Genomic DNA, 26,349 nt, shown 5'->3' with positions numbered 1-26,349 from the left:
TTTATTAAAACAATTCTGGGGATTCGATGAAACGCTTTCAAATTGGTCTTGCCGCACTCTGCCTGACGGCGACGGCTTTTGCAGCCGAGCCTTTCGAAGATAAGTTCCGCCAGCTCGATGAGCTGCTGCCGTCCGCCAACCAGTACCGCACCGCTTCCGGCGCTCCCGGTCATGCTTATTGGCAACAGCGCGCCGACTATACGATCCGCGCCGCGCTGGACGAGGCCAACCGTTCCATCACCGGCAGCGGCCAGGTGACCTACCACAATAATTCGCCGGATACCCTGAACTACCTGTGGCTGCAACTCGACCAGAATATCTACAAGCCCGATTCGGATGCCCGCATGACCCTGACCGCGCCTTCGCGCGAAGCCTGGGCCAATGCGCGCGGCGCCGAGGAAGGCATGAAATTCGAAGGCTTGCGCTCGATTCTGGCGGGCCGCGATTTCGACGGCGGTTTCAAGATCGGCGCCGTCAAAGGCCCCAACGGCGCGGCGTTGAAGACCACCGTCAACCGCACCATGATGCGCATCGACCTGCAGCAGCCGCTCAAGCCGGGCGAGAAGTTCACCTTCTCCATCGACTGGTCCTACAAGATCAATGAGCAGAAAGTGCTGGGCGGCCGCTCCGGCTACGAGTACTTCAGCGAAGACAAGAATGCCCTGTTCGAAATCGCCCAGTGGTTCCCGCGCATGGCGGCTTACTACGACGTGTACGGCTGGCAGCATAAGCAGTTCCTGGGCTCCGGCGAATTCACCCTGGAATTCGGCGACTACGATGTGCAGATTACCGTGCCCGCCGACCATATCGTCGCGTCCACCGGCGAACTGCAAAACCCCAACGATGTCCTGAGCGCCGCCCAGCGCGAGCGCCTGTCCAAGGCCCGCACCAGCAAGACCCCGGTCGTCATCGTGACCCAGGCCGAAGCCGAGGAAGCGGAGAAGCACCAGGCGTCGGGGAGCAAGACCTGGCACTTCAAGGCCAGGAACGTGCGCGATTTCGCGTGGGCGTCGTCGCGCAAATTCATCTGGGATGCCCAGGGCTACAAGAAGGACGGCAGCAACCTGATGGCCATGTCCTACTACCCGAAAGAGGGTAATCCGCTGTGGGAGAAGTATTCGACCGCCGCTATCATCCACACCATCGAGCAGTACAACAAGTACAGCCTGGATTATCCATACCCGACAGCGATTTCCGTCAACGGCCCGGTGGGCGGCATGGAGTATCCGATGATCTCCTTCAACGGCCCGCGTCCGGTGAAGGACAAGAAAACCGGCGAGATCACTTACACCAAGCGCGCCAAATACGGCCTGATCGGCGTGGTGATCCACGAAGTGGGCCATAACTACTTCCCGATGATCGTCAACAGCGACGAGCGCCAGTGGACCTGGATGGATGAGGGCCTGAACACCTTCGTGCAATCCCTGGCCCAGGAAGCCTGGGAGGAGAACTACCCGGCCGGCCGCGGCGATCCGCGCTTCATCGTCGACTACATGCGCTCCAAAAACCAGGTGCCGATCATGACCAACTCGGAGTCGCTGCTCCAGTTCGGCAACAATGCCTACGCCAAGCCTGCCGCTGCCTTGAACATCCTGCGCGAGACCGTGCTGGGACGCGAGTTATTCGACTATGCCTTCCGCGAGTACGCGCGCCGCTGGAAGTTCAAGCGCCCTACCCCGGCCGACTTCTTCCGCACCATGGAAGATGCTTCGGGCACCGACCTTGACTGGTTCTGGCGCGGCTGGTTCTACACCACCGATGCGGTGGATGTGTCGATCGACGGCATCAGCGAATACGGCGTGAGCAGCAAGGATCCGCAAACCGAGAAAGCCTGGAAGAAAGCACAGCACGACGGCGAGCCGGTCTCCCTGATCGACCAGCGCAACAAGGGCATGGTGCGCAAGGTCGACGAGCAGCCGAACCTGAAGGACTTCTACAACGAGCACGACGACTACACCGTCACCAATGTCGACCGCAACAAGTTTGCCGAGCAGACCGCCGACCTGGAACAGTGGGAGAAGGACCTGCTGGCGCAGGGCAAGCACCTGTACCTGGTGGACTTCTCCAACCTGGGCGGTCTGGTGACTCCGCTGGTGCTGCAGATCGAACTGAAGTCGGGCAAGAAGTACATCGAGCGCATTCCGGCCGAAGTGTGGCGCTATTCGCCGAAGAAGATCACCAAGATCATCGTGACCGACGAGCCGCTGGTGTCGCTGGTGCAGGACCCGTACTGGGAAACCGCCGATATCGACCAGTCGAACAACGCCTGGCCGCGCAAGGTCACCCCGTCGCGCCTGGAACTGTACAAGGCGCGCCAGCCGGATAATATGATGAAAGACTTCAACACCCCGCTGAAGAAGAAGCAGGACGCGGAAACCGATAGCAAGTGATGATGCGTTGCAAAGCCGTCCTGGCGGCGGCGCTGCTCTGGTGCAGCGCCGCCGCCCACGCCCATAATTTCCACGTCGGCTTGACGGAGATCAGCTTCAACCCGCGCACAGGCAGCACGGAGGTGGTGCATACTTACACAGCGCATGATGTGGAAGCGCTGCTGATGAATCTGTACCAGCGCCAGTTTGACCTTGGGTTGGAGGAGGACCAGGCCGTGTTCCGCCGCTACCTTGAAAAGCAGTTCCGCATCAGCGCCGGCGGCAAGCCCCTGCCGCTGCAGTGGGTCGGCATGCAGGCCAATATCGACAGCATCAACGTATTCCAGGAAATCGAAAAGACCGCGCTGCCGCCGGGCGCCGTTCTTGTCGACGGCGTGCTGACCGATTTCCTGCCGCAGCAAGTCAACAACGTCAACGTCAGCGGCCCCGGCCGCCCGACGGCATCGATCGTCTTCAACCGCGAACGCCGTGAACAGCCGCTCCCGTAAGCTGGCATTCGCCTGCCTGCTGGCGCCGGCGGCGGCCCATGCCGACGATCCCTTCATGCAGCGCGTGCTGGTGGAAGGCGCCCGCGCCAGCCAGGTCGGCGTGGCCGATGCCGCCGGCATGGGCAGCGTTTCCCAGCGCCAGCTGGAGGCGCGCACCATTTACCGTCCCGGCGAACTGCTGGAAGCGACGCCCGGCCTGGTGGCCAGCCAGCATAGCGGCGAGGGCAAGGCCAACCAGTTCTACCTGCGCGGCTTCAACCTGGACCACGGTACCGACCTGCGCACCACGCTGGACGGGATGCCGGTCAACCAGCGCAGCCATGCCCATGGCCAGGGCTGGACCGACCTGAATTTCATCATCCCCGAACTGGTGGCCAGGCTCGATTACAGCAAGGGGCCATACAACGCCGGCAGCGGCGACTTTTCTTCCGCCGGCGCGACTGCGATCAATTACGCTGCCCGCCTGCCGCAGGACCGCGCCAGCCTCACTGCGGGCCAGAACGGCTACGGCCGCGGCCTGCTGGCCGGTTCGCGCGAGAGCGGGGACAGCGGCGACAGCGGCGCATTGCTGTATGCGCTGGAGACGGCCCATAGCGACGGCCCGTTCACGCGCGGCGACAATTACCGCAAGCTGAACGCGGTGCTGCGCTACAGCGCGGGCTTCGCCAACAACGGCTACGCCATCACCGCCATGGCCTATCGCGGCGCCTGGCATGCCACCGACCAGATCCCGCAGCGTGCCGTGGCTAGCGGCCTGCTGGGACGCTTCGACGGCATCGACCCGACCGACGGCGGCCAGGCGCGCCGCTACAGCCTGTCCGCCGCCTGGGCGCGCAGCGGCGACAAGCAGAGCACGCGCGCCAATGCCTACGTGATCAACAACCGGCTGGAGCTGTTCTCCAACTTCACCTACTTCCTCGACGATCCCGTACATGGCGACCAGTTCGCCCAGCCGGACCGCCGCGTCACCAGCGGCTTTGAGGCAAGCCACAGCTGGCATGACCATAGCGACGACATGGCGTGGAGCACCACGCTCGGCGCGCAGGCGCAGAACGACAATATCTTCAATGCCCTGCAGCATACCGAAGCGCGGCAGGTACTTGGCACCGTGCGCGCCGACCATATCGTGGAAAGCAGCGCCGCCCTGTATCTGCAGCAGCGCCTGCGCGTCGCGCCCTGGCTGCGCGGCGAAGCCGGGCTGCGGCTGGACCGCTACCGCTTTGCCGTCGGCCAAGCGCGCGCCGGCGACACGCTCGCCAGCCCGAGCGTCAGCCTGGCCTTCGGCCCCTGGTCGCGCACGGAGTTCTACCTCAATGCGGGCCGCGGTTTCCACAGCAACGATGCGCGCGGCGTGACGCAGGCGCAGGATCCGGCCACCGCCTTGGCCCGTTCGCGCGGCCTGGAATTCGGCCTGCGCAGCGAAGCGCTCAAGGGCCTGCAGACGGTGCTGGCGCTGTACCGCCTCGACTTCGATTCGGAACTGGTCTACCTCGGCGATGCGGGCAGCACGGAAGCGGGCCGCCCGAGCCGCCGCTACGGCGTGGAATTCTCCAACTATTACAAACCGGCCAAATGGCTGTCGCTGGACGCCGACCTGGCCTTTGCGCGCGGCCGCTTCCGCCGCGCCGCCGGGGAAGGCGACCGCATTCCCGGCGCGGTGGAAGGCGTGGCCCAGCTGGCCGCCACGTTCACGCCATCCGGCCCCTGGTCGGGCGCCCTGCGCCTGCGCTGGTTCGGTCCGCGCCCGCTGGTGGAGGACAATGCCGTGCGCTCCAAGGCCAGCACCACGGTCAACGGCCGCCTGGCCTACAAGCTGGCCGGCCGCACCACGCTGGAACTGGAGGGATTCAACCTCGCCAACCGCCAGGTGTCAGCCATCGACTACTTCTATGCATCGCGCTTGAAGGGCGAAGCCGCGCCGCGGGAAGACGTGCATTTCCACCCCATCGAGTCGCGGTCTTTCCGCCTCAGCCTGAATCACGCATTCTAAGTACAATAGGAGCATGATGACGCCACTGCCCCAATTGATCCACACCCTGCGCAGCGCAGGCTATGCCTTGCTCAAACCGGCCGACGTGGCCAGCCTGGCCGGCTGCACGCTGGACGAACTGAACGCCATGCTCCCGAGCTGGGACAGCCTGGCCCCGGACAACTATCTGAAGGATGGCGGCCGTTATCGCCGCCGCCGCCATTCCTGCTTCGTGCTGGACGGCCTGGCGCTGGAACAGGTCGAACACCGCGCGCATTGGCAGCCGGTCGAATACAACGCCCTGCACGGCGGCATGCGCCGCCTGTTCCAGCCGGTCGAGGCGCGGACCACGGCCAATCCGGCCTGGCAGAAGCTGCTGTCCGCCATCGGCCAGGCCTGCGGCCAGGTGCGCGGCCAAGGCCCATGGTATGTGGAAGCCCACCAGTTCCGCATCGACACCACCGACGGCATCGGCCGTCCCACGCCGGAAGGGGCGCACCGCGACGGCGTCGACTTCGTGGCCGTGCTGCTGGTCGGCCGCCACGGCATCAAGGGCGGCGAGACGCGCGTGTTCGAAGCCGACGGTCCGAACGGCAAGCGCTTCACCATGACCGAGCCCTGGACCATGCTGCTGCTCGACGATGCGGCTGTCATCCATGAATCCACTCCGATCCAGCCTGTATCCGGCCACGGGTACCGCGACACCCTGGTCGTCACCTATCGTGACGGCGGTTTCCAAGGCGGCTAAAAAAACGGTATAGTCTGAACACCCAACCATTTTGGAGGTGCCTTGGACTCCAGCTACGATATCGCACCCGATGAGATGGAAATCCTCATCGTGGAAGACAGTCCGACCCAGGCCGAACGCCTGCGCCGGCTGATCCAGTCCTCGGCTTATCACGCCAGGGTGGCTGCCAACGGGAAGCTGGCCCTGGCCGACATCAACGAACACAAGCCGCACCTGGTCCTGTCGGACATCGTCATGCCGGAGATGAACGGCTATGAGCTGTGCCGCGCCATCAAGGCCGACCCGGCCCTGCGCGATATTCCGGTGATCCTGGTCACCTCGCTGACCGATCCCCGGGACATCATCCGCGGCATCGAATGCGGCGCCGACAACTTCATCCGCAAGCCTTACGCCGACGACTACCTGCTGAACCGCATCGGCCAGATGCTGGTCAACCAGAAGCTGCGCAAGAATTCCAGCATGGAAGTCGGCATCGCCCTCTACCTGGGCGACCAGAAGCACTTTATCAACGCCGAGCGCCAGCAGATCCTGGACCTGCTGATCTCGACCTACGAACAGGCGGTGCAGGTCAACAGCGAGCTGCAGGCGCGCGAGCGCCAGGTGATCGAACTGAATATGCGCCTGGCCCACCATGCCGGCGAGCTGGAAACCATCAACCGCGAAATCGCGCTGAAGAACCTGGAGCTGGCCGAGGCGAGCCGCATGAAGTCGGCCTTCATCGCCAATATGTCGCACGAACTGCGCACGCCGCTGAACGCCATCATCGGCTTTACCGGCGCCCTGCTGATGAAGCTACCCGGCCCGCTGACCGACGAACAGGACCGCCAGCTCAACACCATCCGCTCCAGTGCGCGCCACCTGCTTTCGCTGATCAACGATATCCTCGACGTGGCCAAGATCGAAGCGGGCAAGGTCACCCTGTCGCTGGAATCGGTGCACTGCCAGCAGTTGATGGGCGAAGTGGCCGAGACCCTGCGTCCGCTGGCCGCCCAGAAAGGCCTGGAGGTCTTCATCGAAATGCCGGAACAGCCCATCGTCCTGCAGTCCGACCGCCGCGCCCTGGCCCAGATCATGATCAACCTGGCCAACAACGCCATCAAATTTACCGAGAAGGGCATGGTCAAGCTGGCCTTGTCGCAGCGCACCGACGATGACCAGGCGCTGATCACGGAATTCAGCGTGACCGACAGCGGCAGCGGCATCAAGGCTGAGGACCAGGCCAAGCTGTTCCAGGCCTTTTCGCAGTTGGACAACACGTCGACCCGGCATGCGGAAGGCGCCGGCCTCGGCCTTTATCTAAGCCAGAACCTGGCCAACCTGCTGGGCGGCTCGCTGTTCTTCAGCAGCGACTTCGGCAAGGGCAGCACATTCACCCTCGCACTCAAATGCCGGCCCGCGTCCTGATCATCGAAGACAACCAGGCGAATATGGACCTGGTGACGTATTTGCTGCAAGCCTATGGCTACCAAGCCCTGTGCGCAAGCGACGGCGACATGGGCGTGCAGCTGGCCTTGCGCGAGAAGCCGGACCTGATCCTGTGCGACCTGCACTTGCCGAAGATCGACGGGCTGGGCGTGGTGGCGCGCCTGCGCGCCGATCCCTCCACCCGCCGTATCCCTATCCTGGCCGCCAGCGCGCTGCCCGTCACCGACGGCTGCGCCGCGCTGCGCCGCGCCGGTTTTTCCGGCTGCCTGCCCAAATCGATGGAGCCGGATGTCCTGATTCCCTCGCTGGAGAGCTTCCTGCCCGCCCACCTGCGCGCCGGGGCCGGGCCCGCCGCGCCCGCGCCGGCCGCAAGCCCGGCGGCCGCCGCGGAACCTGCGGCGGGACGGGGCCGCCTGCTGCTGCTCGACGCGGCGCCCGAGAATGCCGGCCTGGTAGCGGCCATCCTGGCCCATAGCGGCTACGCGCTCAGTACCGCAGCCAACCCCAAGGATGCCGGCGTTCTGCTCGACAGCCACCGCTACGACCTGCTGATCTGCGAACTGGGTTTGCTGGAGGCGGGCCGCCTGTCCTTCCTCGCGGATGCGCTGGACATGGCGCCCGGCCTGCCGGTGCTGGTGATACGGCCCGACGACGACGACGACCTGGGCACGCTCGGCGCCGGCCGGCGCCGCGCCCTGCTGTCGCACCCGCTCGACCCACAGCAGCTGGTCGCGGCGATCGGCAACATCCTGTCCGAGTAAGGGTTTCCACAACTTGAGTTGGTAATGATTCGCATTTATTATTGCGCATTTCTCAATTTCATGAATCCAGTTCAATGCGCAAACACCTCTTGTTGGCGGCCGGCCTGCTGGCTGCCGCCCTGCCCGCCGTAGCGGATGAAAACCTGTTCGGCTATGTCCGCGGTTCCGAAGTGCTACCCAAAGGCAGCGGCGAGTTTTACCAGTGGGTCACCCAGCGTAACAACAAGGGCAGCGGCCATTACCGCGCGGTCGATACCAAGACCGAAATCGAATACGGCGTGACCGACCGCTTCCAGGTGTCGGCTGAAGTGAACGGCCTGGCGGTGAAAAGCCAGGGCCTGCTGATCGACGGCTACCTGCCGAAGGACATCGACTCCAACCTGCGCCTGCAAGGCTTTGAAGTCGCCACCAAGTACAACTTCCTCAGCCCGGCCAAGGACGATTTCGGCCTGTCCGCCTACACCTCCTTCGAGTACGGCCGCCTGGACGTGCATTCGGGCCAGCGCAAGCGCGAACTGGAATTCGAAGCGCAGCTGCAGGCGCAGAAGTACTTCCTGGAAGGCCAGCTGACCTGGGTCGGCAACATCGGCCTGCGCGCGGCGCATGAAAAGCGCTACGCGATCGACAACCTGCCGGAAGGCTTCGACTGGCCGACCAAGCCGGAAATGGAAATCTCGACCAAGATCGGCACCGGCCTGTCCTACCGTTTCGCACCGGGCTGGTATGCTGGCGGCGAAGTCCTGTTCGAGAACGAATATGAAACCGAAGTTGGCCAGGAGCGCTGGTCCGTCTTCGGCGGCCCGTCCCTGCACTACGGCGGCAAGCAATGGTGGGCAACCCTGACCGTGTTCCGCCAGCTGCGCGGCGGCGGCGAGCGTTACGAGGGCCAGCCTGAGCGCCAGCTGCACCTGATCGAGCGCACCAAGAACGAGCTGCGCCTGAAGGTCGGCTACAACTTCTAACGGAGAGCACGATGACCGCACATCGCTGGAGCGCCTTCTTCCTGCCGGTCGCCGTACTGGCCGGCCCCACCGCCTATGCCACCGACTATCTGACGGCGGCGCAGGCGCAGGAGCAGCTGTTCCCCGGCGCCCAGTTCAGCGAGCAAACGCTGAAATTCAGCGGCGAGCAGCGCGACCGCATCAAGGCCGCTGCCGGTGTGCGGCAACGCACGGATGAAATGAAGCTGTGGCGCGCCGAAAAGAACGGCAAGCTGCAGGGCTGGCTGATGGTCGACGAGGTGATCGGCAAGCATGAGTTCATCACCTACGCCACCGCCATCGGCGCGGACGGCAAGGTGATCGGCGTCGAAATCATGAGCTACCGCGAAACGCACGGCGGCCAGGTGCGCGAGCAGTCCTGGCGCAAGCAGTTCGCCGGCAAATCGCTGTCCGATCCCTTCAAGCTGGACCAGGATATCCAGAACATCAGCGGCGCCACCCTGTCGTGCCGCAATGTGATGGACGGCGTCAAACGCATGCTGGTGATCCAGCAGATGTTCCTCAAGACCTGATGGACGCAGTACGGCGCATGCGCCCCGCGCTGGGCACCTTCGTCGAGGCGGGGGCCTGCGGCGGCGCGGGTCTGGCCGCCATCGAGGCGGCTTTTTCCGTTTTGGCGCAGGCGCAGGAGCTGTGGAGCTTCCAGGACCCGGCCAGCGAGCTGTCGCGCATCAACGCCAGCGATGGCGGCTGGATCGCCGTGCATCCCGATAGCGCGCGGCTGCTGCGCCTTGCGCGCGGCCTGATGACGGCCAGCGGCGGCTATTTCAACTTCACCATCGGCGGCGCGCAAGTGCTGCGCGGCAGCCTGCCCGACCACGGCGGCCGGCCCGCGCTGGCATGCGGCACGGCCCAGGACGTGGAACTGCGGGGCAATGCGGTACGCCTGCGGCGGCCGGTACGCCTGGTATTCGACGGCATCGCCAAAGGCTTCGCGGTCGACCTGGCCTGCCGCGCCATGCGCCGCGCCGGAGCGGCGGCCGGCTGGATCAATGCCGGCGGCGATCTGCGCGTCTTCGGCGGGCTCGATTTACCGCTTGTCCTGCGCGGCGAGGATGGCGCCGTGCGCCCCTGCGGCACGCTGCGCAACGCGGCCTTCGCCACGTCGCAGGTGTCCGCTGATGGCGGCGACACCTTCCCCGCCGACATCATCGCGCCAGCCGGAAGCTCGCCGCAAGCGGGCGTCTGGTCGGTGCTGGCACGCAGCGCCTGGCGCGCCGACGCACTGACCAAGGTGGCCGCAACGGCGCCGGCCAGCGTGCGTGCGGAGCTGCTGGAGCGCTTGAAAGGAAAGTTGATATGAAAGGCTATCCGCGCTGGTTCCTGCGCGCGCTGATAGGCGCCCTCTTGTTAATGCTGCTGACCGGGCTGCTGCTCGCTCCCGGCACCCTGGTCATGCGTGGGGAGATGGACCTGCCCTGGCGCTTGCCGGGCGATGCCCGCGTCTACACGGCCATGCTGCACGCCGCCGGCGGCTTCGGCCTGGCCGCATTCACGGGATCGCTGTGGAGCCTGCATATGCGGGCCGGCTGGCGGCGCAAGAAGCACCGCGGCAGCGGCCTGTTTCTGGGCTTGATTCTGGTAGCGCTATGCATGAGCGCCGTGGCGATTTATTACCTGGGCGAAGAACAAGCGGGCACCATCGCCGCCCTGCTGCACCTGGGCCTGGGCCTGCTGCTCATCGGCCCCTTCGGCTGGCATTGGGTACGCGGCCATCGCAGCCGGCATTAAACCAGCAGTATCCAGCTCAGGAAAACGACGCTGAACGCCACGGTCAACAAGGCCATGGCGTCTTCCGACCGTTCATCGTCGCTGATCAAACTCCAGAGGAACCTCAGCATTGCTTCCTCCCACGCCATGCCAGCGCCAGGCGGCCGTCAGGCGTAGCTGCAGATAATCGAGAAACACGCGCACCCGGAGCGGCAGCTTGCGGCCATGCGGCAGGATCGCCTGCAGCGGCGCGGCCGGCATGGAATACGCCGGCAGGAGCCGCTGCAACTTCCCGTCCAGCAGGTCGTCGCCCACATCCCAGATCGATTTTACTACGATGCCCGACCCTTGCAGCGCCAGCGCATGCGCCGCCTGGCCGTCGTTGGTGAGAAAGGCCGCGGCCACCCGCACCGTAACGGTCTCCTCGCCCTCGAAGCGCCAGTCGGCGTGGCGCCTATCGCCCATCACGATGCAGCGGTGGGCGCCCAGCTGTGCCGGATTGGCCGGGCTTCCATGCTGCGCCAGGTAGGCCGGCGCAGCGCACACGACACGGAAATTCGGCGCCAGCCGGCGCACCACCAGGTGGGGTTCTTGCGCGCCGCCGAAGCGGATGGCCAGGTCCTGGCCCGTCTCCAGCAGGTTTACCAGCGTATCGCTCAGTTCCAGCTGCACCTGCAGCGCGGGATGCTGCCGCTGGAAGTCGGCGATGATGGGCACGATATGCTGGCGTCCCAGCTCGGCAGGAGCACTCAGGCGCAACAGCCCCGCCACGTCGCCGCGGCTGTCGGCCACGAGCGCCTCGGCCTGCGCCACCTCGTCAAGGATGCGCAGGACGCGCGCGTGGAACTGGGCGCCGTCCGCCGTCAGCGTCTGGCGCCGGGTCGTGCGCTGCAGCAGGCGAATTCCCGTGCTCTTCTCCAGCTGCGCCAGCCGTTTGCTGACCACGGACAAGGGCAATGCCAGTTCCCTGGCGGCGGCCGACATGCTGCCAGCGGCCACGATCCGGGCGAAGGCCTTCAAGGCCGGCAAATCATCAAGCATCGTTCATTATTCGCAATCTGGAAAATATGTATTCGTCGTTCGGGGCTATTTTACGCACACTTGGCGAAATACGATGCAATCCTTTCCAAAGGAGATAATATGAAACGCCTTAGCACCCTGATCGCCGCGTCCCTCGCCATGGCTGGCGCGCATGCCGCGCCGGACGCGCAACTGGTCCGCCCGCAAGTGCAGATCGTCGATTCATCCCTGCCGGCGGCCAAGGCCGAGGCCAACATCCTTGCAGCCCGCCGCTACGCCTCGTTCTGGAACAATGGCGACGAAGCGCTGGCGCGCGCGGCCCTGGCGGCGGACTTCACGGATCGCACCCTGCCGCCCGGCCGCGCACAAGGCTTGCCCGGCCCGCTGGCCGCTTCCGCCTTCGTGCGGCGCGCCGTGCCCGATATGCGCGCCGACATCGAGCAGTTGATCGCCAGCGGCGACCGGGTCATCGTGCATCTGCGCTTTCGGGGCCACTTCACTGGCAGCTTCCAAGGCGTGCTGGGCAAAGGCCAGGCGATCGACTTTATCGCCACCGACATCTACCGCATCGCCGACGGCCGCATTGCCGACAACTGGCATATCGAGGACAACCTCGCCTTCCTGCGCCAGCTCGGCGTGATCGGGGAGTAAGGCCATGCGCAGCGTGAAAGACGACGCGGCGCGGCCTGCGCGCCGGCGCTTCATGGCCCGGGCAGGGGCAGGCATCCTCGCAACGGGCGGCATACTGGCGGGCGGCGGGGTTTCCGCCGCGCCGCAAATGTCGGGCAGCGCGGCCACCTTCTGGCCGGACGGCGCCAGGCTGGTGATTTCGATCTCGATGCAATTCGAAGCAGGCGGCCAGCCGGCAAAAGGAACCGATAGCCCATTTCCCAACGTGGATTTTCCGGCCAGCGTGCCGGCCGACCTTGCAGCCAACACATGGTTCGCCTACGGCTACCGCGAGGGCATCCCGCGCATGCTCGACCTGTGGGACAAGCATGGCGTGCAAGTGACTTCGCACATGATCGGCGAGGCGGCGTTCCGCCATCCGGAGCTTGCCCGCGAAATCGTGCGGCGCGGCCATGAGGCAGCTGCGCATGGCCCGCGCTGGACGTCCCAGTACGCAATGCCCCGCGCACAGGAACGCCGCTTCCTGGACGACGCTGCCGGCATGGTGCGGCAGGCAACGGGGCAGCGCCCGGTGGGCTATAACTGCAACTGGCTACGCCGCAGCCCGCACACCCTGGAGCTGCTGCAGGAACTGGGCTACCTGTATCACATCGACGACTTGAGCCGGGACGAGCCGTTCATTGAACAGGTCAAGGGCAAGGATTTCGTCGTGGTGCCTTATACGCTGCGCAACAACGATATCCTGCTGGTGGAGGGCCGCCACTATTCGCCTGGCCAGTTCCTGGAACAGATAAAGCTGGACTTCGACCAGCTATATGCGGAAGGTGCTGCACGGCGGCGCATGATGTCGATCAGCGCGCATGACCGCATCAGCGGCACGCCGCAGATGGTGCGGGCCTGGGATGAATTCCTGCGCTACGCCAAGTCGCATCCCGGCGTCGCCTTCATGCGCAAAGACGCTATCGCCCGCTACGCGCTGGCCAGCCCGCTGACCTTGCGCGAAGCAGAAACCATCTGAGTTCAAGCCAGCAGGTGCAGCGGCGCGCCGCCCGGCAAGCCAGGGAAGGTGCGGGCCAGTGCCGTATCGGGCAGGCGCAGGTGGCGCTCGGCCACATGCGCCAGCACCTGGCGGAAGTCGGTGGTCACCGGCAGGTCGCGTCCTTCGTTCAACTGCCCGCTGGCCAATCCCTTCCATTCGCCGGCCACCTTGCCGCCCTGGACTTTGCCGCCCAGCAGCCAGATGGCGTTGCCGTGGCCATGGTCGGTGCCGCGGTTGCCGTTCTCGCGCGCGGTGCGGCCGAATTCCGACATCACCACGATCACCGTATCGTCGAACAGCGGGCCAAGGCGCTGCGCCAAGGTCGCCAGCCCCTGCCCCAGCGGCTGCAGCCGGTTGGCCAGCTGGCCTTTGCCGGCGCCCTGGTTGGCGTGGGTATCCCAGCCGCCCAGGGCAATGAAGGCCAGCTGGATATTCGGATTGTTGCGCATCAGCGTGGCCAGGCGGCCGGCGTCGTCGGGGAAGCCGTTGGGCAGCGGCGCACCGTTATCGGCGGCCTGCATTTCCGACATCATGCCGCCGTTGGCCGCCGCCATCACTTCCTCGTGCGCCATGCGCCCTTCCGTGTAGACCTTGCCGAAGCGCTCGTTGTTTGCGTACAGCGCGTCAAAAGCCTTGGCCACCTGCGGCCGGTCCAGCGGCGTGGCGCGCGTGGCGGCCGCACCGTTGGCGAGATTGGTGGCGGGCAGCGCGCCGGAGAGCACGCGCGGCATCACCGGGCCGATCGACAGCGCCCGCGTCGGCGTGGTGTCGCCGGGCAGCACGCCCAGCAGGCGGTTCATCCAGCCGTCCTGGGTGCCCTTCACGCCCGGCGTGGCCGATTCCATATAGTCCTGCGCATCGAAGTGGGAGCGGCTGGCGTCGGGCGAGCCGCTGGCATGCACGAAGGCGAGCTTCTTCTGCTCCCACAGCGGCAGCAAGGGCGCCAGCGCCGGATGCAGGCCGAAGTAGCCATCCAGGTTCAAGGCCCCGTCTTCGGCGCCCGGCCTGGCCAGCGCGATGTTCGGGCGCAGGCGCGCATATTCGGCGTCGGCCACCGGAGCGACCACGTTCATGCCGTCGACAGCGCCGCGCAGCATGACGACGATCAGCTTCTTCGAGGTGGGGGACGCGGCGCCGGGGGCCATGGTGGCGGCCCAGGCGTGCGGGCCCAGGGGCAGCATCAGGCCGGCGCTGGCAGCGAAGGCGTTCAGGAATTGGCGTCGTTGCATGGTGGTCCTCAGTGTTGCATGAAGTCTGGGCTGCCGAGCAGCATGGCGGCGCGCAGGCGCTCGTTGCTGCCGGCGACGATGGAGGCGGTGTTCTTCGAGACCGAAGCACCCAGCGCGTCCTGCACTGTGGCGGCGTCGGCGCCGGAGGAAAGCGACATCGCATAGCTGATGCGGCGGCTCAGACCATCCGGGTTGAGCCAGGCGCTCTCCGTATTCTTGTAGCCGTCCGGCGTCTGGCAGCCGTACAGCGGCTGGCCGAGGCGGGACAGGATGCCCACCAGCGGCTTGACGTCGGCCACCGGCATGGCCGACGCACGCGACGCCGATACCACGAACTGGTAAGGGGTCTTGAATTTGGCGCCCGCGTACTGCTGGTCCATGAATTCAGGGCTGGAGAACAGGGTGCGCAGCACCGAGCGGATATCGCCGTTGCTGCCGATCCAGGTCTGCGCCATGCGCTCCACCAGCGCCGGCGGCGGCTGGTCGGCCACGAAGTACTGCGCCAGCTTGCGGCTGATATTGCGCGCGGTCGACGGATGCACCGCCAGTACGTCCAGCGCATATTCGCCTTCCGCGGCCCCGCGCGCACCGACCGTCTTGCCCAGCCAGGTCTTGGAGCCGGTGTCATGGCGGCGCGGGTCGAAGGCGAACTGGGCGTCGCGCTTCGGGCGGTAGGTCCAGCCGGTCAGCATGCGCGCCAGCTCGGTCACGTCCTTCTGCGTATAGCCGCCGTCCACGCCCAGCGTATGCAGCTCCATCAGCTCGCGCGCATAGTTTTCGTTCAAGCCGCCGGCCTTGGAAACCCAGTTATCCAGGTAGAACAGCATGGCCGGGTGGTGGGCGGTGGCGCCCAGCATCTGGCGGAAAGAGCCGAACACGTAGGGCCGGATGGCGTCGCGCTCATAGCTGGCCACCAGGGCGCGGTCCTGGCCCTTGCCGGCAAAGACATTGAAGTGGTTGTACCAGAAGTCGACCATCACCTCTTCCAGCTGGCGCGGACTTTCGACGGCGCGCAGCAGGCGCGCTTCGGCCGCTTCCGCCGCCAATTGCTGTACCACCTCGCGCCGTTCGCCCTGCTCGCCCTGGCGCGCATCCTGGAACCGCTGCAGCGCGTCGCCGGCGCTCATTTTCAGCGTTTCCAGCTTGTCCAGCCGCTGGGCCAGCGCAGGCGGCAGCGGCGGCGGGTTCAGTTGCTCGTCGATATAGGCCGCGACCCCGGCCTGGCGCACCCGCTCGATATCGCCCGGGCGCGGGCCGTAGGCCAGGCGGTTCAGCACATGCACCGCGGCTTGCTCGCCGCTCAGGGGCGCCGCCCATACGGCGGCTTGGGGTAATGTCGCGATGACGGCGGCCAGCATCCAGCGTCGCATGATGTCGTCCCAATACAATGATTAGCAGGACTTTCTTTATACGCTAGGCGCCGAATCGAGGGCAAAGACTCCTTTGTATCAGGATGTTAATTGGTTGATTTATATGCTCTAATTCACGTTGCGCAAAATGAAAGGAAGGCATGAAAAGATATCGTGGCCCATTATCGATGGCGGCCGTGCTGGCGCTCAGCGCCTGCGGCGTCACCGGGCCGGCCAACAAGGTCGCGGCGGACGCGCCGCAGCAATGGCAGGCGCCCCTGCCCCACAACGGCAGCACCGCCGAATTGGCCAACTGGTGGCAAGGCCAGTCCGATCCGCTGCTGGTCCAGCTGATCGAGGCCGCGCAGGCGGCCAGTCCCACGGTCGCCAGCGCCCAAGCGCGCTTCGCCGCCGCCACCGCCGAGCGCACCGCCGCCGGCGCGGCCCTGGCGCCATCGTTGACCGGCGTGCTGTCGTCCACCCGCATGAGCCAGCAGTCGGCCAGCGCCCCCATGAACACCACCACCCAGCTGCTGGCCCAGGCCCAGTGGGAAATCGACCTGTTCGGCGGCGGCCGGGCGCGCCGCAAGGCCGCCATCGCGCGCCATGAGGGCGCCCAGGCGGGCTGGCACGAGGCGCGCGTCTCCGTGGCCGCCGAAACGGCCAACCAGTACTACAGCCTGCGCGCCTGCGAGAAGCTGCTGGACACGGCGCGCCGGGACGCCGCCTCGCGCGCCCATACCGCGCGCCTGACCGACATCACCGCCAAGGCCGGCTTCCAGTCGCCTTCCGCCAACGCCCTGGCGCGCGCCAGCGCCGCCGACGGCAACAACCGCGCCGTGGCCCAGCGCGCGGCCTGCGACAGCGACATGAAAGTACTGGTGGCGCTGACTGCCATTGCAGAACCGGACCTGCGCGCTCGGCTTGCCTCGAACGCCCCGGATGCGGCCCTGTCGCCGGCCGCCGGCATCGCCATCGATTCGCTGCCGGCCCAGATCCTGGCCCAGCGCCCGGACGTCTACAGCGCCGAACGCGAATTGGCCGCCGCCAGCTACGACGTGGCCAGCGCGCGCGCCGACCGCTGGCCGCGCCTGGGCCTGAGCGGCTCCGTGGGCCGCGGCCGCCTGCACACCCAAGGCGAGGACATCACCGCCAACGTGTGGACTCTCGGCCCGCTGCAAATGACGCTGCCGATCATTGACTGGGGCCTGCGCCGCGCCAATGTCGACGCCTCGCGCGCCCGCTACGACGCCGCCGTATCGGCCTACCAGGCCAGCGTGCGCCAGGCCGTTGCGGAAGTCGAGCAGGCCCTGGTGGCCCTGCAAAGCACCCAGGAGCGGGAACAGGATGCGCAAACCGCGCTGGACGGCTACCGCACCTTCTTCGACGCGACGGAAGAACGCTACAAGAACGGGCTGGCCAGCCTGCTCGAACTGGAAGACGCCCGCCGCACCCGGCTGGCCGCAGAAAACACGGTGGTGAACCTGCAGCGCGAACGCAGCGCCGCCTGGATCGCCCTGTACCGTGCGGCGGGAGGCGGCTGGACCGCCCCGGCCGCGCAATAAGATTGGATAAGACATGAAACCATTGCACCGCACTCCCTCCGCCATCGCCGCCCTGGCGGTCGCCACCGCCCTTGCCGCCCTGGCCCAGGCGCCGCTGGCCCAGGCCGAAGACAAGAAAGCCGCCGCCGCCAAGCCTGCCCTGACCGTCAGCACCGTGCGCCCGGAAAAAACCAGCCTGCCGATCCGCCTGACCGCCAACGGCAACGTCGCCGCCTGGCAGGAAGCCGTCATCAGCAGCGAGTCGAACGGCCTGCGGCTGTCCGACGTCAAGGTGAATGTGGGCGACGTGGTCGCCAAAGGCGAAGTGCTGGCCGTGTTTGCCCCCGAAACCCCGCAGGCGGAAGTGGCGCAGGCCAGGGCCGCGCTGATGGAGGCGGAAGCTGCCGCCGCCGAAGCCAAGGCCAACGCCGACCGCGCGCGCTCGATTGAATCGACCGGCGCCCTGAGCGCCCAGCAGATCAGCCAGTACACCACGGCCGAAGCGACGGGCCAGGCGCGCGCCGCATCGGCCCGCGCCATGCTGGCCTCGGCCGAACTGCGCCTGCGCTACACCAGGGTGGTCGCGCCGGACGCCGGCGTGATCTCGGCGCGCAGCGCCACCGTGGGCGCGGTGGCCGGCCCCGGCACCGAATTATTCCGCATGATCCGCCAGGGCCGCCTGGAATGGCGCGCCGAAGTCACGGCCGCCGACCTGCGCAACCTCAAGACCGGCACCAGCGCCGTGGTCAAAGCCGCCAACGGCAGCGAACTGACGGGCAAGGTGCGCATGGTGGCGCCGACCATCGACCCGCAGACGCGCTCCGCCCTGGTCTATGTGGACCTGCCGGCGGCGAATGGCAAGCAGCCGCCGTTCAAGGCAGGCATGTTCGCCACCGGCCAGTTCGAACTGGGTTCTTCCGATGCGCTGACCGTGCCGCAGCAGGCGATCACGGTGCGCGACGGCTTCAGCTACGTGTTCCGCCTGAACCAGGACCAGCGCGTGAGCCAGGTCAAGGTGCAGCCGGGCCGCCGTATCGGCGACCGTATCGAAGTGCTGTCCGGCCTGGCGACCGATGCGCTGATCGTGGCGGCCGGCGCGGGCTTCCTGAATGACGGCGACCTGGTACGCAATACCGGTGCGCCGGCGCAGGCGGCGGCAGCGGCCAAGCCGGCCCGCTAAGGAGACGCCGTGAATTTCTCAGCCCTCTCCATCAAGCACCCGGTTCCGGCCATCATGCTGTTCATCCTGCTGTCCCTGGCAGGCTGGATGGCGTACATCGCCAACCCGGTGCAGGACTTTCCGGACATCGAACTGCCTATCGTGACCGTCTCCGCTTCCCTGCCCGGCGCCGCGCCGGCCCAGCTGGAAACCGAGGTGGCGCGCAAGATCGAGGATTCGGTCGCGACGCTGCAAGGCGTGAAGAATATCTATGCCAAGGTGCTGGACGGCACCGCCACCATCACCGTTGAATTCATCCTCGAGAAGAACCTGTCCGACGCCGTCAACGAGGTGCGCGACGCGGTGACCCAGGTGCGGGCCGATATGCCCGGCGAGATGCGCGATCCGGTGGTCAGCAAGGTTTCCACCGCGGGCCGCGTGATCCTGGCCTTCGTCGTCACGCCCAAGGAAGGCGCCAACATCGACGACGCCGACCTGAGCTGGTATGTGGACAACGCCGTCTCCAAAAAGCTGCTCTCGGTGAAAGGCGTGGGCGCGGTCAAGCGCGTCGGCGGCGTGAACCGCGAAATCCGCGTCGAGCTCGATGACGAACGCATGGCGGCCCTGCGTGTTTCGGCGCTGGACGTCTCGCGCATGCTGCGCCAGGTGCAGAAGGAAGCGCCGGGCGGGCGCGGCGACATCAGCGGCGCCGAACAGTCGGTACGCACCATCGCCACCGTGCGCAGCGCGCAGGAACTGTCGCAGATGGACATCCCGCTGGGCGACGGCCGCCATATCCGCCTGGAGCAGGTGGCCAGCGTGACCGACACCATCGCCGAGCCGCGCGCCGAAGCGACGCAGGACGGCAAGAAGTTGGTGGCCTTCGAAATCTTCCGCACCAAGGGCGCCAGCGAAACCCAGGTCGCCAACGATTCGCGCGCCGCCGTGGAAGAACTGCGCAAGGCGCACCCCACCATCGACATCACGCAATCGATCGACAATGCCGAACCGGTTGCGGAAAACTTCTCGGGCTCGATGGAGCTGCTGTATGAAGGCGCCATCCTGGCCGTGCTGGTGGTGTGGTGGTTCCTGCGCGACTGGCGCGCCACGCTGGTGGCCGCCTCCGCCCTGCCGCTGTCGGTGCTGCCGGCCTTCCTCGGCATGTACTGGATGGGCTTCACGCTAAATACCGTGACCCTGCTCTCGCTGGCCCTGGTGGTCGGCGTGCTGGTGGACGACGCCATCGTGGAAATCGAAAACATCGAGCGCCACCTGCATATGGGTAAGACGCCGATGCAGGCCGCCATGGAAGCGGCCGACGAAATCGGCATGGCGGTGATCGCCACCACCTTCGCCCTGGTGGCCGTGTTCCTGCCGACAGCCTTCATGGGCGGCATTCCGGGCAAATTCTTCAAGCAATTCGGCTGGGCCGCCGTGCTGGCCGTCCTGGCCTCGCTGGTGGTGGCGCGCTTGCTGACGCCGATGATGGCGGCCCACCTGCTGAAACAGACCAACAAGCCGCAGGCGCCGGACGGCTGGATCATGCAGCGCTATATGAAAGCCATGCGCTGGTGCCTGAGCAACCGCTGGAAAACCGCCCTCGGGGCCCTGGTCTTCTTCGTCTCGTCCATCATGCTGGTGGGCCTGCTGCCGACAGGCTTTGTGCCGCCTGCCGACCGCGCCCAGACCATGGTCAACCTGGAGCTGCCGCCCGGCTCCACCCTGGCCGAGACGCGCGACGTGGCCGAACGCGCACGCCTGGCGATCATGCAGGTCAAGCCGGTGACCCATGTCTTCAGCTCCATCGGCGGCGGCTCCGCCGGCGACGCTTTCGCACCGGGCGCAGCGGCCGAAGCGCGCCGCGCCGTGCTGACCATCACCACCAAGCACCGCAACGACCGCAAGGAATCGATGGCGCAGATCGACGATATGATCCGCGAGAAGCTGTCCACCCTGCCGGGCGCCCGCTTCACCGTCGGCCCGCCCGATACGGGCGTGAAAATGCAGCTGGTGCTGCGCTCGGAAGACCCGGTGGCGCTGCTCGACTCGGCGCGCAAGGTGGAGCGCGATTTGCGCACCCTGCATGGCATCGGCAATGTCACCTCCAGCGCCTCATTGGTGCGTCCCGAGATCATCGTGCGCCCCGACTTCGCCAAGGCCGCCGACCTGGGCGTGACCGCCAACGCCATCGGCGAAACGGTGCGTGTCGCCACCGCCGGCGACTACGACTTCGACCTGACCAAGATGAACCTGGCCGAACGCCAGGTGCCGATCCGCGTCAAGCTACCCGACAGCGTGCGCGCCGACCTCGATGCCATCGGCCGCCTGACCGTCCCCGGCCGCAACGGCCCGGTCATGCTGGCCAATGTGGCCGCCATCACCATGGAATCCGGCCCGGCCCAGATCGACCGCCTGAACCGCAGCCGCAACGTGACCCTGGACGTGGAACTGGGCAGCCGCACCCTGGGCGAGCTCGATGAAGAAGCGCGCCAGCTGCCGTCGATGAAGAACCTGCCGCCGTCGGTGACCAAGGCGGAACTGGGCGACACCCAGGAAATGCAGAACCTGTTCGTCAGCTTCATCATCGCCATGCTGATCGGGGTGCTGTGCATCTACGGCGTGCTGGTGCTGCTGTTCCACGACTTCCTGCAACCGCTGACCATCCTGGCCGCGCTGCCGCTGTCGATCGGCGGCGCCTTCGTGGCGCTGCTGGTGACGCAGAAGGCCTTGTCGATGCCGTCCATGATCGGCCTGATCATGCTGATGGGGATCGTCACCAAGAACTCGATCCTGCTGGTCGATTACGCCATCCTGGCGCGCGCCGAAGGCATGAGCCGCTTCGACGCCCTGGTCGACGCCTGCCACAAGCGTAGCCGCCCGATCCTGATGACCACCATCGCCATGGGCGTGGGCATGATGCCGCTGGCCCTGGGCTGGGGCGCAGACCCGAGCTTCCGCTCGCCGATGGCGACCGCCGTGATCGGCGGCCTGATTACATCGACCCTGCTGTCCTTGCTGGTGGTGCCTGCGGTCTTCACGATTGTCGACGACGGCGAGCAGCTGTTGAAACGCATGGTGCGCGGGCTGCGCAAACCGCGTAAGCACGCAGCCTCGCCGCTTACCGAATAAGGAGCCCGTCATGAAAGTACGTGTTGTAGAAATTGAACCCGCCCGCGTGGCCTACCTGCGCCACACGGGGCCTTTCGGCCCGGCGCTGGGCGAATTCTGGCGCGGCGTGGTCGCGCCATGGATGCAGGACAATGGCCTGATGGGCCGGGTGACCTACGGCGTGGCGATGGACGATCCCGCCAACACGCCGCCGGAGAAGTGCCGCTACGACGCCTGCGTTGAAGTCGGCCACGACGATGCGGCGCCGCCGCCGGCCGCACTGGCGACCATCCCCGGCGGCCGCTATGCCGTGGTGGATTACTACGGCCCGGCGGGCGGCATCGGCGAGGTGTGGCATGCCTTTTATTCGCAGGGTCTGCCCGAAGCGGGCCTGAAGGACCGCCCCGGCCCCTGCTTCGAGCGCTACGCAGCCGATTTCCGCGCCGATCCGGAAACCGGCGAATTCGCCTGCGAACTGTTCATCCCCCTCGACCAGGAAGAAGAAGCATGAGCGCCCAACCGGGACACGACAGCGACCACCTACGCTTCCACCGCGAACATGAGCACCTGACCAAAACTTTCGGCGCCGACACCTTCGGGCTGAAGGCCGAAGCGTTCGCGCGCTTCTTCGGTACACCCCTATTTCTGGGCGGGCAGACTCTGCTCGTCGCGACCTGGATCGGCGCCAATATCTGGGGCCTGACGCAGTTCGACCGCTATCCTTTCATTTTGCTGAATTTGGCCTTCAGCCTGCAGGCTGCCTACGCGGCGCCCCTGATCCTGCTGGCCCAGACGCGCCAGGCCGAACGCGACAAGGCGCATAACGACGCCGACGCCCGCCACCGCGAGGCGCTGGCGCAGCAGGCGGCCCGCCATACCACCCAGATGATGGAGCTGCTGCGCCAGAACACCGAGCTGACGGCCACTACCAAGCAGCTGGTTGAACGCATCGACAAACTGACGGCCGAAATGCACGGCCACATCCTGCAGGAACGAAAGGATTAGGAGCGCCTGACAAAGCCGTTCGATATACAGCCAACGAGTGAGCTAGCAGGCAAGCGAAAAAAACGCCCTATGTATGCCCGCTCGTCGTTCGTGCCGAATGCCCGGTCTGCGAACGCGGTGTAGCCAGCTGTGCGCTCGAGATTTGGTCAACTAGCGGCAGCCCACGCTGATCCGCCAAGTAATAGTGTCTGCGCCGAATTTTCGACGATCACTCGGCTTTCGGCCCGCATCCTCGCCACCGGCAGGTGCACGTACATCGGCGGCGTGACCGCTAGCTCCATTCCAAATGATCCGGTCGTGCTTGCGCAACCGTCGAAGAAGCTCCTTTACGACCGCTATCGCCCCAATTCGGACCTTTGTCGACATTTCGGTTTCGAGCAAAGCGACAAATCAAAGCGAAGTACAAAGTTCTATCGTCCAAGCCGCAGGTGATCATCACAAAAGCAGGCGTCCACCTACTTGATCGAAATAGCCAAGGCTTTCGATGTAAATTATGCTTCCACCGATTGTTTCGTTTGTTCGTTTGTTCTTGAATATCGGATCGTAAGTCGACGGACCAATACGCTCCCAGTTTTCCAACGGCTCCACTGTGAATCCTCTGTTGTCGCGATAAGGCGATACCATTTTTGACTTGTCCGATAAATATCCAAGCTGATGTGCTTGCAGAACTAAATTTCGAGCCTCTTGTTTTGCTTTGGAGTGCGGAATCTGAAATTCGTCACTGTGATAATTGTCGCCAAGCCAATACGCAAACATCGCTGATATCGCGCCCAATAATGCCGCCCCTTCTTCCTTCTTGGCGAACATTAGCCCAATAAGGAAGGCCCCTCCACCCCAAATGAGTGCATTCTTGATACAGTTTTGACGGAACCATGGTTTCCACTTCTCATGCATGGCATTTGATGCCAGAGCTTCATGCTCCTTAATTTTTTTACTTACTTCTTGAAAGTATGTGGCAAGAGATTCGAGTTCCATTCGACGGTCTTGAGCTTCCCGCCAACTACGGTGCCTTTCATCGCTTTCTGCCTGCTCAAGATCACGTATTCGCTGGATTCTTTCCGCCTCGCGTTTGGCCGCAGCGGATAGGCCCGATGCATCGATTGCGCCCCACGATGCAAGAAGTGCAGAGACTTTTTCTACTGCGCCTTGGGGGGTAAGCCGGAAAAATTCGCCAGTTTCACGTAATCTTGCTAGTTCAGAAAAAATGCGTTGCTCCCACAAATAGGCGTCTTCAAGAAGCCAGCTTTGGTGGACCATCCACTTACCGGGAACACCAGTCGTATTGCTTAGCTCTTGTGCACGAGTATTGGGAGCTCGATCCGTATAGCCAATTTTCACTAGATCCGGCACGTAGCAATTGGTGAGGATATAGACATAGCCGTCGGCCATAGTTTTGGACCTCCACCTTATCCATTCAACGGCTCTTGATAAATTGCAGCGGCTTCCTTTGACCTTGAGGCCCAAGAATGTCCACACCTACAAACGCACTGAAATGAGCCATTAAGATTTTTCCTGGCGACCTCAACGTGTAGGTAGATATCCGTCTCAACTTTACCTCGTGCGATGTTGTGGGCGTTAGCGTCTCGGCATTCACTGCAATAGATAGGCCGTGTGGGCATTGGTTGGCTCTGAACGAAAGTACGTGGCCGATGGGGCTAAATAGCGTGGATCCGCAACATGGCGTGTTGCAGACCACGGTATCACATTGGCCGGCCATTCGCCGAAAATCCATAGCCCACCACCGTCTTTGCATCATTGGTGAGTGCAATCGCAAGTAGGCACTTTAGTGACTGCGGCTGGCCGAGGTCTGCCATTAATTGTGTAGGTAACGACCGACGTTCACGACCCAAGCGCCAAACGTCGCTATAAAACCTATGCCCAAGAAGGCCGCACCTATGCGAAAAGCACTTCGACTCTCGGTACCGCGAACTAAGCGTGCCAACACTATAGGAATCGTCCAAACCAAAACTGCAACTCCAGCAAGGCAAGCAACTATCAGCGCAGAAGTTGCAACGACACCATACAAGGAATGTGGATTGAATATCGTGCCGCCAATCCTTGGTACAAGCGCAGCAACGACTACAACGAACACCACAAACAGTAGCCATGCCTCGGCCGCCAGCATCAATCGAACAGTCTTCGACAGCATGGTTGTGCCTCCGGAACTTTTACGAAATTGCCCCTCTCAGGCGCCTTCTAAAATGGAAATATATATCAGAACAGGTACCAAATAAAACGTCTGGAAATGGCCGGATACTGCCTGCATCGAATGGTTCGCACCAGTGCTAATTATTCGTCAACCCATCCGACCTTGTTACCGATGTTGTTCCAAGCGCGTTGGATGACGTGAGGGCGTCTGACTCGATGACGATCAGACTAAGCAGATGATCCGACGAGAAAGCCACTCTCTTCCCATCCACCAAAGAAGCGATCTCCACGAAGTCTTCGCCACGAACAAATTCGGGTGACGACAACGCGACGACCTCATGCCCCTGGGCCGCAATCTCATCCAGAAAGAGCACGACGCACGGCCGCCATTCGGCATTATCGAACGAGTACCCCCATTTGTAGTCCAGCCAGAGTGCATCGGGATCTGTTGGCCTTCCAAGAGGATACAAACGGTACATTTTTCAATTTCTCCTAGCTTCGAAGCTGATCATCTCCAATGCCGACTTCTGGCCGGCTGCTGCTGGCCGGCAAAAAGGCAGTCAGAAATTATCCCAATCGATGAAATTTCGAAAAACTTCTTCATCTGGTGTGCTGATAAAGTAATTAATCTCTTCCATGGCCAACGCAAACGCGGCAGCCCCTCTCGCAGACTTCTCAATCTGTGGATCCACATATACCGCATCAAGGTGCTCAGCCAGGGTGGCTGCACAAAGGCATTGAACGGCAAAGTCCACGGTACTGCGCCCGCTGGCAGTGCTGAAGCCAAAGCCTTCCTCATCCGTCCAGAATTCGAAATATGCTGATGCGGGTTCGCACACGTCTTCTCGGGTAAGGCTTGCTGGCGCACTCAATACTTTCATAATAAGTACGCCAGTTCTACATTCAGATAAGAAATTCGGCGGAAACTCAATTGCTATACCATGTCGCGCTAGGGCCGGCACCCATATAGCGGGCAAGTTGGTAGGACGTACATCGCTCTGAACTTCTAATGAAAATGCCATCTATGTTCCTAAGTTTTGCTATTTCAAATATTCTGAATTGTTAAACGTGCGGCCGCTGCCGGCCGATTGTACACGTTCGCCTGGCTGGCGCATCCGCCCCTTCTCGGACCTTCGGCTTTATTGTTCGGATATTCGAAGCTACTTGAAGACTAGGCCCTTTTGTGAATCTGCGTCTGCCAGTTGCGCAGCGTCGTTTAAATGCTCTCTAGCAGGCTGCTGAAATACTGCTGAATTCGCATTGATCATGCAGCTGTATTTGCGGCGCCGCTCATCTTTGTGTCGCAATGTGGGAAATCGGCCTAATTGCAGAGCGTTTTCCTTGTTTTTGCGGCGCATCCTGCTGGATTTCTTTTATGTCGCTCCCTGCGGACGGATTTGTCCCAAGGAGCGCATGCGCACCAAGTTGTACGCCGCCATAGTCAGCACGAACATCTGATCAACTTTCTTTAGTCGGCGCACCATCACCTGACGTATGCCGCCGACGTATTTGGCCCAACCAAATCCTTGCACGATGAGCTTTCGTTTTTGCTGCGAAATCGCATACCCAGCGCTCTGCGCGATCGCTTCGGGCACCGCCGATCTTCGCCCCGACTTGTTCTGCGCC

The 26,349-nt window shown here is 64.1% G+C and carries 24 protein-coding genes and 1 pseudogene; 17 read left to right on the top strand and 8 right to left on the bottom strand.

Translation table 11 applies throughout. The features are described 5' to 3' along the window. Nucleotides 1–26: 26 nt before the first annotated feature. From H597_RS0108090 to H597_RS30140, 10 genes are all read left to right on the top strand, one after another. On the top strand, nt 27–2,390 hold the full coding sequence (locus tag H597_RS0108090) for a M1 family metallopeptidase (RefSeq protein ID WP_028101696.1): 2,364 nt from the start codon (nt 27–29) through the stop codon (nt 2,388–2,390). After that, nucleotides 2,390–2,878 carry a DUF6702 family protein gene (locus tag H597_RS0108085; protein ID WP_035373529.1) on the top strand — a complete coding sequence of 163 codons (489 nt, stop codon included), beginning with the start codon at nt 2,390–2,392 and terminating at the stop codon, nt 2,876–2,878. Before H597_RS0108090 ends, H597_RS0108085 begins: the two co-directional genes overlap by 1 nt. 55 nt (nt 2,879–2,933) lie before the next feature. Next, nucleotides 2,934–4,868, top strand: a complete 1,935-nt coding sequence (locus H597_RS30150; protein WP_083941020.1) for a TonB-dependent receptor — start codon at nt 2,934–2,936, stop codon at nt 4,866–4,868. Between the two features lie 13 nt (nt 4,869–4,881). Continuing rightward, nucleotides 4,882–5,595, top strand: coding sequence for a 2OG-Fe dioxygenase family protein (locus tag H597_RS0108075; RefSeq protein ID WP_028101694.1), 714 nt, complete (start codon nt 4,882–4,884; stop codon nt 5,593–5,595). Nucleotides 5,596–5,637: 42 nt separating this feature from the next. Beyond that, complete coding sequence (locus H597_RS0108070) at nt 5,638–6,999, top strand: hybrid sensor histidine kinase/response regulator (protein ID WP_028101693.1); 1,362 nt, start codon at nt 5,638–5,640, stop codon at nt 6,997–6,999. Beyond that, on the top strand, nt 6,981–7,781 hold the full coding sequence (locus H597_RS35655) for a response regulator (RefSeq protein ID WP_083941006.1): 801 nt from the start codon (nt 6,981–6,983) through the stop codon (nt 7,779–7,781). The genes H597_RS0108070 and H597_RS35655 overlap by 19 nt, the downstream gene beginning before the upstream one ends. Before the next feature lie 74 nt (nt 7,782–7,855). Further along, nucleotides 7,856–8,743 (top strand): DUF6662 family protein, encoded by an 888-nt coding sequence (locus H597_RS0108060; protein WP_028101692.1) that lies wholly within the window; start codon nt 7,856–7,858, stop codon nt 8,741–8,743. 11 nt (nt 8,744–8,754) lie between these two features. Next, nucleotides 8,755–9,294, top strand: a complete 540-nt coding sequence (locus H597_RS0108055) for an FMN-binding protein (protein ID WP_028101691.1) — start codon at nt 8,755–8,757, stop codon at nt 9,292–9,294. Continuing rightward, complete coding sequence (locus H597_RS0108050) at nt 9,294–10,085, top strand: FAD:protein FMN transferase (protein WP_035373526.1); 792 nt, start codon at nt 9,294–9,296, stop codon at nt 10,083–10,085. The genes H597_RS0108055 and H597_RS0108050 overlap by 1 nt, the downstream gene beginning before the upstream one ends. After that, the gene (locus H597_RS30140) at nt 10,082–10,513 is read left to right on the top strand and encodes a hypothetical protein (RefSeq protein WP_051293619.1); all 432 of its coding nucleotides are present in this window, start codon (nt 10,082–10,084) and stop codon (nt 10,511–10,513) included. The genes H597_RS0108050 and H597_RS30140 overlap by 4 nt, the downstream gene beginning before the upstream one ends. 72 nt (nt 10,514–10,585) lie before the next feature. Here H597_RS30140 and H597_RS30135 read toward each other — a convergent pair whose 3' ends face one another. Then, nucleotides 10,586–11,533, bottom strand: coding sequence for a LysR family transcriptional regulator (locus tag H597_RS30135; protein WP_051293618.1), 948 nt, complete (start codon nt 11,531–11,533; stop codon nt 10,586–10,588). A gap of 99 nt (nt 11,534–11,632) precedes the next feature. Between H597_RS30135 and H597_RS0108030 the strand changes: the two genes are divergently transcribed. Both H597_RS0108030 and H597_RS0108025 read left to right on the top strand, forming a co-directional pair. Then, nucleotides 11,633–12,163, top strand: coding sequence for an ester cyclase (locus H597_RS0108030; protein WP_028101689.1), 531 nt, complete (start codon nt 11,633–11,635; stop codon nt 12,161–12,163). A 4-nt stretch (nt 12,164–12,167) separates the two neighbouring features. Continuing rightward, nucleotides 12,168–13,160 carry a polysaccharide deacetylase family protein gene (locus H597_RS0108025; protein ID WP_028101688.1) on the top strand — a complete coding sequence of 331 codons (993 nt, stop codon included), beginning with the start codon at nt 12,168–12,170 and terminating at the stop codon, nt 13,158–13,160. A 2-nt stretch (nt 13,161–13,162) separates the two neighbouring features. Here H597_RS0108025 and H597_RS0108020 read toward each other — a convergent pair whose 3' ends face one another. Beyond that, entirely contained in the window at nt 13,163–14,410 is a 1,248-nt protein-coding gene (locus H597_RS0108020; RefSeq protein WP_028101687.1) for a DUF1501 domain-containing protein, read from the bottom strand. An 8-nt stretch (nt 14,411–14,418) separates the two neighbouring features. Then, on the bottom strand, nt 14,419–15,780 hold the full coding sequence (locus tag H597_RS0108015; protein WP_028101686.1) for a DUF1800 domain-containing protein: 1,362 nt from the start codon (nt 15,778–15,780) through the stop codon (nt 14,419–14,421). 140 nt (nt 15,781–15,920) lie between these two features. Here H597_RS0108015 and H597_RS0108010 point away from each other — a divergent pair, with 140 nt between their 5' ends. The 5 genes from H597_RS0108010 to H597_RS0107990 are packed head-to-tail and all read left to right on the top strand — an operon-like array spanning nt 15,921 to nt 22,575. Next, nucleotides 15,921–17,324, top strand: coding sequence for an efflux transporter outer membrane subunit (locus H597_RS0108010; protein ID WP_083941005.1), 1,404 nt, complete (start codon nt 15,921–15,923; stop codon nt 17,322–17,324). A 13-nt stretch (nt 17,325–17,337) separates the two neighbouring features. Next, the gene (locus H597_RS0108005; protein WP_028101684.1) at nt 17,338–18,483 is read left to right on the top strand and encodes an efflux RND transporter periplasmic adaptor subunit; all 1,146 of its coding nucleotides are present in this window, start codon (nt 17,338–17,340) and stop codon (nt 18,481–18,483) included. A 9-nt stretch (nt 18,484–18,492) separates the two neighbouring features. After that, nucleotides 18,493–21,591: an efflux RND transporter permease subunit gene (locus tag H597_RS0108000; protein WP_028101683.1), complete on the top strand. Its 3,099-nt coding sequence runs from the start codon at nt 18,493–18,495 to the stop codon at nt 21,589–21,591. A 10-nt stretch (nt 21,592–21,601) separates the two neighbouring features. Then, nucleotides 21,602–22,081 carry an AraC family transcriptional regulator gene (locus H597_RS30130; RefSeq protein WP_035373522.1) on the top strand — a complete coding sequence of 160 codons (480 nt, stop codon included), beginning with the start codon at nt 21,602–21,604 and terminating at the stop codon, nt 22,079–22,081. Next, a complete protein-coding gene (locus H597_RS0107990) occupies nt 22,078–22,575 on the top strand; it encodes a DUF1003 domain-containing protein (protein WP_028101682.1) in 498 nt (165 codons plus the stop codon). The genes H597_RS30130 and H597_RS0107990 overlap by 4 nt, the downstream gene beginning before the upstream one ends. Nucleotides 22,576–23,010: 435 nt before the next feature. Here H597_RS0107990 and H597_RS34020 read toward each other — a convergent pair whose 3' ends face one another. From H597_RS34020 to H597_RS0107965, 5 genes and pseudogenes are all read right to left on the bottom strand, one after another. Further along, a complete protein-coding gene (locus tag H597_RS34020) occupies nt 23,011–23,964 on the bottom strand; it encodes a GIY-YIG nuclease family protein (protein WP_083941004.1) in 954 nt (317 codons plus the stop codon). Nucleotides 23,965–24,388: 424 nt separating this feature from the next. Continuing rightward, nucleotides 24,389–24,724 (bottom strand): hypothetical protein, encoded by a 336-nt coding sequence (locus H597_RS34725; RefSeq protein WP_154668019.1) that lies wholly within the window; start codon nt 24,722–24,724, stop codon nt 24,389–24,391. A gap of 136 nt (nt 24,725–24,860) precedes the next feature. Next, on the bottom strand, nt 24,861–25,202 hold the full coding sequence (locus H597_RS0107975; RefSeq protein WP_028101680.1) for a hypothetical protein: 342 nt from the start codon (nt 25,200–25,202) through the stop codon (nt 24,861–24,863). A gap of 81 nt (nt 25,203–25,283) precedes the next feature. Beyond that, a complete protein-coding gene (locus H597_RS0107970; protein WP_154668018.1) occupies nt 25,284–25,745 on the bottom strand; it encodes a hypothetical protein in 462 nt (153 codons plus the stop codon). 351 nt (nt 25,746–26,096) lie between these two features. Beyond that, nucleotides 26,097–26,349, bottom strand: a pseudogene (locus H597_RS0107965) (IS5/IS1182 family transposase); the annotation flags it as partial.

This window comes from Pseudoduganella violaceinigra DSM 15887 (assembly GCF_000425385.1).
Taxonomy (GTDB): domain Bacteria; phylum Pseudomonadota; class Gammaproteobacteria; order Burkholderiales; family Burkholderiaceae_D; genus Rugamonas; species Rugamonas violaceinigra.
The sequence above is the reverse complement of the archived record's forward strand: the minus strand, read 5'-3'. Positions and strand labels throughout refer to the sequence as shown.